This is a genomic window from Saccharococcus sp. Marseille-Q5394, from assembly GCF_946901335.1.
In the GTDB taxonomy this organism is placed as follows: domain Bacteria; phylum Bacillota; class Bacilli; order Bacillales_A; family Planococcaceae; genus Sporosarcina; species Sporosarcina luteola_C.
In genome coordinates this window covers 1,403,144-1,415,694 of the sequence record NZ_CAMPPQ010000001.1, presented here as the reverse complement: position 1 = coordinate 1,415,694, position 12,551 = coordinate 1,403,144, and the positions used below count along the sequence as shown (strand labels likewise).

11 protein-coding genes are annotated in these 12,551 nt (G+C 49.5%); 10 read left to right on the top strand and 1 reads right to left on the bottom strand.

Going from position 1 to position 12,551, the window contains the following annotated elements; translation table 11 throughout:
* The first annotated feature begins 2 nt into the window (after positions 1 to 2).
* The 7 genes from ilvB to leuD all read left to right on the top strand — a co-directional run bounded on the left by ilvB (position 3) and on the right by leuD (position 8,669).
* Positions 3 to 1,763 (top strand): acetolactate synthase large subunit, encoded by a 1,761-nt coding sequence (gene ilvB / locus OC538_RS07025; RefSeq protein ID WP_410055852.1) that lies wholly within the window; start codon positions 3 to 5, stop codon positions 1,761 to 1,763.
* The gene (ilvN, locus tag OC538_RS07020; protein WP_251693811.1) at positions 1,760 to 2,275 is read left to right on the top strand and encodes an acetolactate synthase small subunit; all 516 of its coding nucleotides are present in this window, start codon (positions 1,760 to 1,762) and stop codon (positions 2,273 to 2,275) included. Before ilvB ends, ilvN begins: the two co-directional genes overlap by 4 nt.
* 34 nt (positions 2,276 to 2,309) lie before the next feature.
* Positions 2,310 to 3,344, top strand: coding sequence for a ketol-acid reductoisomerase (gene ilvC / locus OC538_RS07015; protein ID WP_262173910.1), 1,035 nt, complete (start codon positions 2,310 to 2,312; stop codon positions 3,342 to 3,344).
* On the top strand, positions 3,331 to 4,875 hold the full coding sequence (locus tag OC538_RS07010; RefSeq protein WP_251693813.1) for a 2-isopropylmalate synthase: 1,545 nt from the start codon (positions 3,331 to 3,333) through the stop codon (positions 4,873 to 4,875). The genes ilvC and OC538_RS07010 overlap by 14 nt, the downstream gene beginning before the upstream one ends.
* Positions 4,876 to 5,319: 444 nt before the next feature.
* Positions 5,320 to 6,420: a 3-isopropylmalate dehydrogenase gene (leuB, locus tag OC538_RS07005; RefSeq protein ID WP_262173908.1), complete on the top strand. Its 1,101-nt coding sequence runs from the start codon at positions 5,320 to 5,322 to the stop codon at positions 6,418 to 6,420.
* Positions 6,421 to 6,439: 19 nt separating this feature from the next.
* Positions 6,440 to 7,849, top strand: coding sequence for a 3-isopropylmalate dehydratase large subunit (gene leuC / locus OC538_RS07000; RefSeq protein WP_262173905.1), 1,410 nt, complete (start codon positions 6,440 to 6,442; stop codon positions 7,847 to 7,849).
* 235 nt (positions 7,850 to 8,084) lie between these two features.
* Positions 8,085 to 8,669 carry a 3-isopropylmalate dehydratase small subunit gene (gene leuD, locus OC538_RS06995; protein ID WP_262173902.1) on the top strand — a complete coding sequence of 195 codons (585 nt, stop codon included), beginning with the start codon at positions 8,085 to 8,087 and terminating at the stop codon, positions 8,667 to 8,669.
* A 137-nt stretch (positions 8,670 to 8,806) separates the two neighbouring features.
* On the opposite strand, the gene OC538_RS06990 is transcribed toward leuD, so the two are convergent.
* Positions 8,807 to 9,268: a LytTR family DNA-binding domain-containing protein gene (locus tag OC538_RS06990; RefSeq protein ID WP_262173900.1), complete on the bottom strand. Its 462-nt coding sequence runs from the start codon at positions 9,266 to 9,268 to the stop codon at positions 8,807 to 8,809.
* A 184-nt stretch (positions 9,269 to 9,452) separates the two neighbouring features.
* Here OC538_RS06990 and aceA point away from each other — a divergent pair, with 184 nt between their 5' ends.
* From aceA to OC538_RS06975, 3 genes are read left to right on the top strand one after another with little or no spacing between them, the layout of a single operon-like run.
* A complete protein-coding gene (gene aceA / locus OC538_RS06985) occupies positions 9,453 to 10,727 on the top strand; it encodes an isocitrate lyase (RefSeq protein ID WP_262173899.1) in 1,275 nt (424 codons plus the stop codon).
* Between the two features lie 31 nt (positions 10,728 to 10,758).
* Positions 10,759 to 12,369, top strand: coding sequence for a malate synthase A (gene aceB / locus OC538_RS06980; protein WP_262173897.1), 1,611 nt, complete (start codon positions 10,759 to 10,761; stop codon positions 12,367 to 12,369).
* A gap of 19 nt (positions 12,370 to 12,388) precedes the next feature.
* A complete protein-coding gene (locus OC538_RS06975) occupies positions 12,389 to 12,514 on the top strand; it encodes a YhfH family protein (protein ID WP_251693820.1) in 126 nt (41 codons plus the stop codon).
* The last annotated feature ends 37 nt before the right edge of the window (positions 12,515 to 12,551 follow it).

Sequence of the window (12,551 nt, the reverse complement as noted above, 5' to 3'; positions counted from 1 at the left end):
ATATGAGTGCGGAAGTTCAAACGAAGCAGGCAGTTATGGAAATGACGCCGAAATCTCAAGATGAAAAACAGAATAATCAACCGATGGATGGTTCTGCAGTCTTGATTCAAGGGTTGAAAGACCAAGGTGTCGAAGTCATTTTCGGTTACCCTGGAGGTGCCGTCCTACCAATTTATGACGCATTATACAAGGATCCGATTCCCCATGTGCTTGCCCGTCATGAACAGGGAGCCATCCATGCAGCGGAAGGCTATGCGCGAGTATCCGGCAAACCGGGCGTTGTCATCGCGACATCTGGTCCGGGTGCGACGAATCTGGTGACGGGGATTACGGATGCAATGATGGATTCATTGCCGCTCGTCGTCTTCACTGGACAGGTGGCAAGCACCGTCATTGGGACGGATGCATTCCAGGAGGCCGATATCATCGGAATTACGCAGCCGATCACAAAGCATAACTACCAGGTGCGAGACGTCGCGGACCTTCCGAGGATCATCAAAGAAGCATTCCATATCGCTTCAACAGGAAGACGCGGTCCGGTTGTCGTTGATATTCCAAAAAACGTGGCTACTGAAATCTTCGTCACGAAAGAGGAACGCACTTCTGAGGTGAATCTGCCGGGCTACCAGCCGACGACCACTCCGAATTACTTGCAAATACAGAAGGCGGCCGAAGCGATCCGATTTGCACGAAAGCCGCTCATCCTTGCCGGCGCGGGCGTATTGCACGGCCAGGCGATGGAAGAACTGAAAACATTGGTGGAAACAAAACGGATTCCAATCACGAACACATTGCTCGGACTCGGCAGCATCGCCGGTAACCATGAGCTGTTCCTAGGCATGGCAGGCATGCACGGAACATACACGGCGAACATGGCAATTAGCGAATGCGACTTATTAATCAACGTCGGTGCCCGTTTCGACGACAGGCTGACAGGAAATCTGGAATCTTTCGCACCGCATGCAAAAGTCATCCATATCGACATCGACCCTGCGGAAATCGGAAAGAACGTCCCGACTGAAATCCCGATCGTGGCGGACTCGAAGGAAGCATTGCAAGCATTGCTTAACCAGGAATTCAATGTGCCGGACACCGAAGAATGGCTCGCATACTTGAGAGGTATGCAGGAAGAAGCACCGTTATGGTACAACATCGACGAGCACGAATTCCTGCCTCAGGAAGCGATTCAAATGATTCACCGCATTACCGAGGGGGATGCAATCGTTACGACGGACGTCGGACAGCATCAGATGTGGGCTGCACAATACTATTCATTGAACAATCCCGACTTTTGGGTCACGTCGGGTGGGCTCGGAACGATGGGCTTCGGATTCCCCGCTGCAATCGGCGCGCAAATCGCGAAGCCGGATGAAAGGGTAGTCGCGATCGTCGGCGATGGTGGTTTCCAAATGACAGCGCAGGAGCTATCTCTTCTCCAAGAGATGAGAATCCCGGTAAAAGTCATCATCTTGAATAACGGAGCTCTCGGAATGGTGCGCCAATGGCAGGAGACGTTCTACGATGAACGCTACTCACAATCATTGATTCCAGTCCAGCCGGATTTCGTCAAGCTTGCGGAAGCGTATGACCTGAAAGGGTACCGCATCACGAAAAAAGAGGACGCTGAACAAATTTTCCGGGAAGCCCTTCTGTCGGATGAACCAGTACTCATCGATTGCCGGGTGAAAATGCTGGAAAACGTCTATCCGATGGTTGCCCCAGGAAAAGGACTACAGGAAATGATCGGGGTGAAGAGCAAATGAGAAGAGTCATTACAGTGACGGTCATCAATCAAAGCGGGGTGCTGAACCGAGTGACTGGATTGCTCATGAAACGGCAATTCAACATCGAAAGCATCACAGTCGGGCATTCCGAACAGCCGGGCATGTCAAAAATGACATTCATCGTCCATGTGGAGGATGAACGGAAAATCGAACAGCTACTTAAGCAGCTGCAAAAGCAGATTGACGTTATCAAAGTGAATGACATCACTGATAAAGCAATCGTCATGCGGGAGTTGGCGCTAGTGAAAGTCGTCTCCCCGCCGCATGCGCGCAGTGAAATCAACAGCATCATCGAACCGTTCCGCGCAACGGTCATCGACTCAGGGAAGAACGTCGTCACGTACCAAGTGACCGGCGCCCCCGAGAAAATCGAGGCATTCATCGATCTCGTAAAGCCGTATGGCATCAAAGAATTGTCAAGGACCGGAGCAACAGCATTCACCCGTGAAATCCAAAAGGTCAATTCACCACAGTTATCCATTTTAAAATAAATAGATAAAACCCAAATACGAGGAGGAACTAACAATGGCTAAAATGTATTATAACCAGGATATCAATGAAGGACTTCTACAAGGAAAGACTGTCGCAATCGTCGGTTACGGCTCACAAGGTCACGCACATGCACAGAACTTGAAAGACTCTGGATTCAACGTAGTCGTCGGCGTACGCCCAGGAAAATCATATGATCAGGCTAAAGAAGACGGCCTAGCTGTGAAAACAGTAGCTGAAGCAGCTGAACAAGCGGATCTTATCATGATCCTACTTCCAGACGAAAGACAGAAGCAAGTGTATGACGAAGAGATCCAACCGGCACTGAAAGCGGGCAAATCACTCGTATTTGCACACGGATTCAACGTCCACTTCGGACAGATCGTACCTCCCGCAGACGTCGACGTATTCCTCGTCGCACCGAAAGGCCCGGGACATCTAGTTCGCAGAACATTTGAAGCAGGCGCTGGCGTACCGGCATTGTTCGCGGTATACCAAGACGTTTCCGGCCAAGCGAAAGATGTCGCTCTCGCTTATGCGAAAGGGATCGGCTCAGCCCGTGCAGGCGTACTTGAAACTTCATTCAAGGAAGAGACGGAAACGGACCTATTCGGTGAGCAGGCAGTACTGTGCGGCGGATTGACTTCCCTCGTCAAAGCCGGCTTTGAAACATTAGTAGAAGCGGGTTATCAGCCTGAACTTGCATATTTCGAAACGATGCATGAATTGAAACTGATCGTCGACCTCATGTACGAAGGCGGAATGTCCGGAATGCGCTATTCGATTTCCGACACAGCTGAATGGGGCGATTACGTATCAGGGCCGCGTGTAGTTGATGCGGACACGAAAGCACGTATGAAAGATATTCTAACTGACATCCAAGAAGGTAAATTTGCAGAAGGCTGGATTGCAGAAAACGAAAACGGCCGCCCGAAATACAATGCATATGAAGAGTCGGAAGCAAAGCACCAAATTGAAGTCGTCGGCGAAAAGCTTCGTGCGATGATGCCATTCGTAAATGAAGGCAAGAAATCAAAACAGGAGGAAGTGGTGGGTAGTGCGAAAAATTGACATCTTTGATACGACACTTCGTGATGGTGAACAATCGGCCGGCATCAATCTGAACACAGCTGAAAAGATGGAAATTGCCCGCCAACTAGAACGTTTTGGCGCTACGGTGATCGAAGCAGGGTTTCCTGCTTCCTCACCTGGTGATTTCGAAGCGGTGCAACGCATTGCGAATACAGTGAAGAACTCGACAGTGACCGGGCTTGCCCGCGCAATGAAAAGTGATATCGATACATCATGGGAAGCGCTTAAAGGCGGACAGCAACCTCATCTCCATGTGTTTTTGGCCACGTCTCCAATCCATATGGAACATAAATTGATGAAGACGCCTGACCAAGTCGTGGATATTGCAGTTGAAGCCGTAAAATATGCAAAAAAATTCTTTCCTCTCGTTCAATGGTCAGCAGAAGACGCATTCCGTTCCGACCCTGCATTCCTCGTCCGGATCATCAATCAAGTGATCAAAGCCGGTGCGACGACAATCAATATCCCAGACACGGTCGGTTATGCAACGCCGCAAGAATATGGGGCTTTATTCAAATTCTTGAAGGAGAATGTGACGGGCATTGAGCGTGTGAAACTTTCTGCGCATTGCCATAACGATTTAGGTATGGCTGTCGCAAACTCCATCGCAGCGATTGAAAATGGTGCCGATCAAGTCGAAGGCACGATTAACGGGATCGGTGAACGGGCTGGAAATGCAGCGCTCGAAGAAATCGCGGTTGCCCTCCATATCCGTAAGGACGTTTACGGGTTTGAAACGGACATTAACTTGCAAGAGATCAAGCGCACAAGCCAATTGGTCAGCCAGTTGACAGGTGTCGTCATTCAGCCCAACAAGGCGGTCGTCGGGAAAAACGCATTCGCGCATGAATCCGGAATCCATCAGGACGGCATGCTGAAAAATCGGGAAACGTATGAAATCATCACACCGGAACTGATCGGCGAAACGACGGCTCCGTTAGCACTCGGCAAGCATTCAGGCCGCCATGCATTCAAGGACCGTGCTATTTCAATGGGCTTTGAACTAAGCGACGCGCAAATGAATGAAGCGTTTGTCGAGTTCAAGAAGCTCGCCGACCGCAAGAAGGAAATAACGGAAGACGATCTGTTCGTCCTCTTCACAGGAAAGCAGATTGCGTACGCAGATGCGGAAATCTATGAATTGACGAATGTGCAAGTCCAATACGGCACGTCGAACGTTCCGACCGCAACGATCGCAGCGAATGTCCCTTCAGGAGAAAACGTCGTCGTTGCCACAACCGGCGCAGGTTCAGTCGAGGCAATCTTCAACGCACTCGAATTGCTCGTCAAAGGCCAAGTCAATATTCTGGATTACCGCGTCACATCTATCGGCAAAGGCCGCGATGCTTTAGGGGAAGCAGTCGTCAACTTGCGCTTCAACGGTGAAACCTTCACAGGACGCGACGTTTCACAAGACGTATTGGAAGCATCCGCAAAAGCCTACTTGAACGCTATTAATCGAAAGTTAGTGAAAGATCAAGTGAAAGTGGCGGAAACAGTTAGTCAATAATAGCTGGCATGAACATGCGTTATGCGTGATTGTGGGGAATTTATGCGTGAATTTCGCGATTTATGCGTGAGTTTAGCAGTTTATGAGTAAATTTTGCAGTTTATGAGCTTTTACAAGGATTTATGCGTAATTCTTGCTGTTTATGCGTTTCTAGATTAATTATATTCTAAAATTAGGAGTAAATCATTAGGATTGGAGCGGAAGCGGCGACTCCTGCGAACGCCGTTACGAAGAACGGCGTTTGCGACTCTAAGGGAGCAGGAAGTGGAAGTAGCTGCCTTAATTTCTGCGAAAACTGCAGAAATACGGCAAATCGAACTCTTCGTTGTTCGATTGGAAAGCGTCCGCCTGGAGCGCAAATCCGTTTATATCTGCATATATTTATACGCTATTGAGTCTGAAGATTAAGTGAACGGTAAGACGACAACAAGGAGGAGAAGTTCAATGGAAAAAAGAGTAGCTGTATTACAGGGCGATGGAATCGGACCGGAAGTAACGTCGGCGGCTGTGCGAGTTCTTGAAGTGGTTGCAAGACGATTCAACCACACATTCCATTTCAATTACGGTTCAATCGGAGGAGCGGCGATCGATTCGTTCAATAACCCACTCCCGAAGCAAACAATTGAACTCTGTGAATCAAGTGATGCAGTGCTCTTAGGGGCTGTCGGCGGTCCAAAATGGGATCGGAATCCTTCAGAATTGCGACCTGAAAAAGGGTTGCTTGCCATCAGAAAGCACTTTGATTTATTCGCGAACCTGCGTCCGGTCAAGGCAGTCCCTTCCTTGCTTCAAGCTTCTCCTCTCAAGGAGGAAATTGTTCGGGAAGTTGATATGATGATCGTCCGGGAACTGACGGGCGGCATCTACTTCGGGCAGCCGAGCCGCAAAACCAAAACTTCCGCAGTCGATACGCTCGTCTACACACGTGAAGAAATCGAACGCATCGTTGAAAAAGCGTTTGAGCTTGCGCGGATGAGACGGGGAAAAGTGACATCCGTCGATAAGGCGAACGTATTGGAGTCGAGCAAGCTTTGGCGGGAAGTCGTCGAAGAGAAACGCAAAGGCTATCCGGATGTCGAAGTCGAGCATCAGCTCGTCGACTCTGCGGCAATGAAGTTGATTACAAATCCGAAATCCTTTGACGTTGTCGTCACTGAAAACATGTTTGGCGACATTTTAAGCGACGAAGCGTCCGTCATCACCGGTTCGCTCGGCCTTATGCCATCCGCAAGCGTTCGTTCCGATGGATTCGGCCTTTACGAACCAGTGCATGGCTCAGCGCCCGATGTTGCAGGGATGGGCATCGCGAATCCGGCAGCAGCCATTTTGTCGGCGGCGATGATGCTCCGTTATTCATTTGAAATGGAGACGGAAGCGGCAGCAATCGAAAAAGCCGTTGATACCGTATTTGAGGATGGACATTTTACAGCGGACCTAGCGGGTGGATCAGATCGCGCCCTTTCGACAACGGAATGGACGGATAAAGTGATTGGTGAGCTGGATTTGCAGTTCGTTTCGAATAGCATCATGTTTTCATATGTCTGAAATGGAAGGAGAATTTGATATGCCTAAAACGATCATCGAAAAAATCTGGGAGCAGCATATTGTATACGAAGAACAGGGGAAGCCTGACCTATTATATATCGACCTACATTTATTGCACGAAGTGACTTCACCTCAAGCGTTTGAAGGCTTGCGGCTAGCGGGGCGGAAAGTGCGGCGCCCCGATCTCTGCTTCGCGACGATGGATCATAACGTTCCGACCCGGAATTTGCCGATCATCAACGATCCGATTGCTAAAAAGCAGATTACGACATTGGAGAAAAACTGTGAGGAGTTCGGCATTGAGCTTGCCGATATGGAGCATCCGGACCAGGGGATCGTCCATATTATCGGTCCTGAACTCGGGTTGACGCAGCCTGGCAAGACGATTGTCTGCGGTGATAGCCATACATCTACGCATGGTGCATTTGGCGCCATCGCGTTCGGAATCGGTACGAGCGAGGTCGAACATGTCCTATCGACACAGACGCTTTGGCAATCAAAACCGAAAACGATGGAAATTCGGATCAATGGAAAGCTCGGCTTCGGCGTCACTGCGAAAGATGTCATCCTTGCCATCATTGCAAAATTCGGCATTGACGTCGGAACGGGGCATATCGCTGAGTATACAGGCGAAGCAATCCGCTCCATGACGATGGAGGAACGGATGACGATTTGCAATATGTCCATTGAAGCAGGGGCGAAAGCCGGTTTGATCAGCCCAGATGAGACGACGATCGAGTATTTGAGAGGACGTCGTCATGTCCCTGATGGCGAAGCGTTTGAGGAGGCTACGGAAGAATGGCTCTCCTTGGCAACCGACGAAGGGGCGGTATACGATACAGTTCTTGAAATCGATGCTAATGAAATCGAGCCGTTTATCACTTGGGGCACAAATCCTTCGATGGGATCCGGCATTAGTGCAAATGTGCCGTCCTCGGAAGACTTTGCAGATGAATCCGATAAGGAAGCGTTGAAAAAAGCGCTCACCTATATGGGGCTTGAAGAAGGGACGCCACTTACTTCAATTGGAATCCAGCACGTCTTCATCGGGTCATGCACGAATGCCCGCTTGAGCGATCTACGAGCAGCAGCAGAAGTGATCGCAGGTCAAAAAGTGCATCCGAATGTAACGGCAATCGTCGTTCCAGGTTCACGCACTGTGAAACGCCAGGCAGAAGAGGAAGGCTTGGATAAAGTGTTCCTCGAAGCCGGTTTTGAATGGCGCGAATCGGGTTGCAGCATGTGCCTCGCGATGAACGATGACGTCGTACCGGCTGGCGAAAGATGTGCATCGACATCGAACCGGAACTTCGAAGGCAGGCAAGGGGCGGGTTCCCGCACCCATCTGATGAGTCCAGCAATGGCCGCGGCCGCAGCGATTTCCGGACATTTCACAGACGTTCGTAAAATGAAATTGGCTCACGTCTAGTAAACAAAAGCGGAGGGCGCCTGCACAGCAGAGGTTCGCAGTCTAAGTATGCCGCGTCCTGCGGCAACGACTGCATGACCGGCTTCCTGCCGGCCTCAGGCATAAGGCGAAGCTGCGGCGCTGCTCGTAACGCTTACGCTTTTACTCGCAAAAGCCGTTCTTCGTGACGGCTTTAGCTTTGACTTATGACCCTGAGCCACTGGCGCCCATAGCTGGATGAAGAAAGGATGATTCCATGAAACCGATTAATGAAGTGCGCAGTGTCATGACACCTTTGAATCGAAAAAATGTAGATACAGACCAGATCATATCGAAGGAATTCCTGAAGCGAATCGAACGGACCGGCTTCGGAAAATACCTTTTCCACCATTGGCGTTTCCAGGCGGACGGTACGGAAAACAAAGAATTTGTCCTGAACGACGACCGGTTCAAAGACTCCAAGATCCTCGTCGCCCATGACAACTTCGGTTGCGGCTCCTCTAGGGAGCATGCGCCGTGGGCAATCCTTGACTATGGGTTCGAAGTTGTCATCGCCCCGTCGTTTGCGGATATTTTCCATAATAACTGCTTCAAGAATGGCATCCTGCCAATCCGTCTCCGTGTCGAGGAAATAGTAGAGCTTTTATCCAAAGGCGAGACCGCTCCTTATACATTGGAAATCGATCTTGAACAACAGACGGTAAAAGGCGAAGACGGGAAAACATACACATTCGACATCGACCCGTATAATAAGCAGATGTTATTGAATGGATGGGACGAAATTGCGTTGACGTTCCAATATGAAGAGCAAATTGCCGCATATGAAAAACAGCATGCTTAATGAATAAAAACTGCAGATGGTATCAGGATAGTTCCTATCTGCAGTATTTTTTTGCCCATAATTCTCCAGATTAATTCCTCGTTTACGCCTTAAATCGATGAAACATGAGACCGAAATATCAACCATTTCCTTTCTCTTCAAAACCCCAGCACACATTTCACATCATTCACATACGACTGGCTTACCGGCAGTTCGGTCCCGTCCACTAATGTCACAACAAGATTCGAAGAAAAGTCGCGCGAAATCCTCGAAATTTTAGCTGTATTCACGATGTAAGAACGATGAATGCGCAAGAAGACTTCAGGCAGCCGCTTATCCAACTCCTTTAAGGTGCTAGCAATGCTGAATTGCCCTTCCTCCGTATAGAAGAATGTTTTCTTCTGATAGCTTTCGATATGAGTGATCTGTTCAAGCGGCACCGGGTACCATTCGTCGTCAAGCTTTCCGGTGAGCAACCGAAGAGGACTTATTTTAACCAATTCATAATCATGTGCAAGGTTGACGACAAGTGCAGCAGGCTCGCCGTTTATTTTGACTGGAATCCAATCTAGATTTGAAAGCTGCTGAAGGTATTCTTCACGCGACCTCTTTTTCTCCATTGATTTATCTTCCCCTTTTCGAATTCATCGAGCTATTTCCGCTTTCATCCTCTTAAACTATCCTTTTGTCGAAATGCACAGACAGTTTTAATATTCTGTTATATAGTAATGTATAACAACTTATCCTGTTGTGGAACAGTAGGAAAGTATCAATTACTCTATTAAATGAAAGGTGTGGAATGAAATGAAGGAACAAGTGGAGCAGTTGGAGAGAAGCTGGCAGGAGGACGGACGTTGGGCGGGTATCGAACGGGGATACAGTGCGGAGGACGTCATCAAGTTACGGGGCTCAGTTCAAATTGAACATACATTGGCGAAAAGAGGGGCGGAGCGGCTTTGGAAATCGCTTCATGAAGAGGATTTCATCGCTGCTCTCGGCGCACTGACGGGCAATCAAGCAGTCCAGCAAGTGAAAGCGGGACTCCAGGCGATCTATCTGAGCGGTTGGCAAGTGGCGGCGGATGCGAATATGGCGGGGCAGATGTATCCGGATCAAAGCTTATATCCGGTGAACAGCGTGCCGAATGTCGTGAAGCGGATCAATCAGGCGCTGCAGCGTGCGGATCAAATCGACTGTGCAGAAGGCAGGCTTGACGAGTTCGATTGGTTCGCACCAATTGTCGCTGACGCGGAAGCAGGATTCGGAGGTCCTTTGAATGTGTTCGAATTGATGAAAGCGATGATTGAAGCAGGCGCTGCCGGCGTCCATTTCGAAGATCAGCTCGCCTCAGAAAAGAAATGCGGTCATCTTGGCGGGAAAGTGCTTCTTCCGACGCAGAATGCAGTCAGGAATTTGATTTCGGCAAGACTTGCGGCTGACGTATCGGGTGTCCCAACGATCATCATTGCGAGGACGGATGCAGACGCAGCAGATCTGATCACGAGTGACGTCGACCCACGCGACCATGCATTCATTACCGGAGAACGCACACCGGAAGGATTTTACCGGACGAAAGCTGGCATCGAGCAGGCGATTGCCCGCGGTCTCGCATACGCACCATATGCTGATCTCATCTGGTGTGAAACATCCACGCCGGATCTCGAAGAAGCGAAACGCTTTGCGGACGCCATCCACGAGAAATTCCCGGACAAAATGCTCGCCTATAACTGTTCGCCTTCATTCAATTGGAAATCGAACCTAGATGACGAGACTATCGGCAAATTCCAGCGCGAACTCGGCAAGATGGGCTATAAATTCCAATTCGTCACATTAGCGGGCTTCCATTCATTGAACCACAGCATGTTCGAATTGGCGTACGGCTATAAAACGGACGGGATGGCAGCCTATTCGAAGCTTCAGGAAGCAGAGTTCGCGAATGAATCGAAAGGGTACACAGCGACCCGCCACCAACGCGAAGTTGGAACGGGCTATTTCGACGAAGTGGCACAAGTCATTTCAGGAGGTACTTCCTCAACAACGGCTATGAAGGGGTCGACGGAAGAGGCGCAATTCGTTTAAGTACCTAACGATTCCACGAATAAATGAAAGGATGATTCAACTGACAACTCAACAGACGCGTTTCAATATGGATGTAATCGGTGAAATGACGGCGGGGACGGAGGAAATCCTTACGCCGGAAGCGCTCGAATTCCTTTATAGCCTGCACGAAACATTCAATGGCCGGCGAAAGGAATTGCTGGCAGCGAGGGAAACAAGGCAACGCCTATTCGATGCTGGCGAAAAGCCGGGCTTTCTTGAAGAAACGAAGCATATTCGGGAAGGGGATTGGACGGTCGCATCGATTCCACCCGATTTGCAGGATCGGCGTGTTGAAATTACCGGTCCCGTCGACAGGAAAATGATTATTAACGCACTTAATTCCGGAGCGAAAGCGTTCATGGCTGATTTTGAAGATGCAACTTCGCCGACATGGTCGAATATGATCGACGGTCAGTTGAATCTCAAAGATGCCATAAGAGGGACAATTTCGTTCGAGCAGGCTTCCAATGGAAAGAAGTACTCTTTGAATGAAGAGACAGCCGTTTTAATGGTGAGGGCAAGAGGTCTTCATTTGGATGAAAAGCATATCCTAATCGACGGCGAGCCGATGGCAGGAGGCTTCTTCGATTTCGGGCTTTATTTCTTCCATAATGCGAAGGAATTATTGGAACGGGGAACGGGTCCGTATTTCTACTTGCCGAAGCTTGAAAGCCATTTGGAAGCAAGACTATGGAATGAAGTATTCGTCTTCGCGCAGGAAAAACTGGGCATTCCGACTGGTGTGATCCGGGCGACAGTGTTGATTGAAACGATTCCCGCTGCATTCGAGATGGATGAAATTCTCTATGAACTGCGCGACCATATTGCGGGGCTGAACTGCGGACGCTGGGATTATATTTTCAGCTTCATCAAAAGGCTTCGCAGCCAACCGGATGTCATCTTGCCGGACCGAGGGCAAGTGACGATGACATCGCCTTTCATGAGAGCCTATACACAGCTATGCATCCAGACATGCCACAAGCGGAATGCGTTTGCGATGGGGGGGATGGCGGCTCAGATTCCGATCCGTAACAACCCCGAAGCGAATGAGGAAGCATTCAGGAAGGTCGCCGAGGATAAACGCCGGGAAGTGACGGACGGACACGATGGAACGTGGGTCGCTCATCCGGGGCTTGTCGCGGTTGCGATGGCTGAATTTGATGCACATATGGAAACGCCCAATCAAGTTCACAGGAAACGGGAAGACGTGCAAGTGACGGCGGCTGAGTTGCTGGAAGTGCCGACCGGGACGATTACGGAGGTAGGGCTGCGGATGAATTGCAGCGTCGGCGTCCAGTACATCGCTTCGTGGTTGAAAGGGAATGGAGCGGCGCCGATCAATCATCTGATGGAAGATGCAGCTACCGCGGAAATTTCCCGCTCACAAGTATGGCAATGGATCCGCCATCCTGAAGGCAGGCTTGATGATGGCAGGGACATTACTGTTGATTTATTCATGAATCTATTTGCCGAAGAGATGAAAAAATTGAGGGAAACCTACGGCGAAAAGGAATACCGTTTCGGCAAATTCAATGAGGCGGCTGAGCTGTTCGTCGAGTTGACGCTTCAAGATGAGTTCGAGGAATTCCTGACATTGCCGGGATATAGAAAACTATCATAGGAAAAGGAGGAGGTTCATTATGCAAAAGACAAATGAAGTGCAAAAGTCGAAAAAGATCTGCCGGGAATGCGGTTGTGAAATCGTTGAGAAAGTTGAATCCCTGCTCTATGAATGCGAACGCTGCATCGGCAAGCATAAGGATTGAAGAAATTGGCCCGTCTCCTCAAATGGGGAACGGGTTT

Coding starts and splice junctions, on each gene's coding strand:
- OC538_RS06975 (WP_251693820.1), top strand. CDS start 12,389: ATGCAAAAGACAAATGAAGTGCAAAAGTCGAAAAAGATCTGCCGGGAA.
- ilvB (WP_410055852.1), top strand. CDS start 3: ATGAGTGCGGAAGTTCAAACGAAGCAGGCAGTTATGGAAATGACGCCG.
- ilvC (WP_262173910.1), top strand. CDS start 2,310: ATGGCTAAAATGTATTATAACCAGGATATCAATGAAGGACTTCTACAA.
- leuD (WP_262173902.1), top strand. CDS start 8,085: ATGAAACCGATTAATGAAGTGCGCAGTGTCATGACACCTTTGAATCGA.
- ilvN (WP_251693811.1), top strand. CDS start 1,760: ATGAGAAGAGTCATTACAGTGACGGTCATCAATCAAAGCGGGGTGCTG.
- OC538_RS06990 (WP_262173900.1), bottom strand. CDS start 9,268: ATGGAGAAAAAGAGGTCGCGTGAAGAATACCTTCAGCAGCTTTCAAAT.
- leuB (WP_262173908.1), top strand. CDS start 5,320: ATGGAAAAAAGAGTAGCTGTATTACAGGGCGATGGAATCGGACCGGAA.
- aceB (WP_262173897.1), top strand. CDS start 10,759: ATGATTCAACTGACAACTCAACAGACGCGTTTCAATATGGATGTAATC.
- leuC (WP_262173905.1), top strand. CDS start 6,440: ATGCCTAAAACGATCATCGAAAAAATCTGGGAGCAGCATATTGTATAC.
- aceA (WP_262173899.1), top strand. CDS start 9,453: ATGAAGGAACAAGTGGAGCAGTTGGAGAGAAGCTGGCAGGAGGACGGA.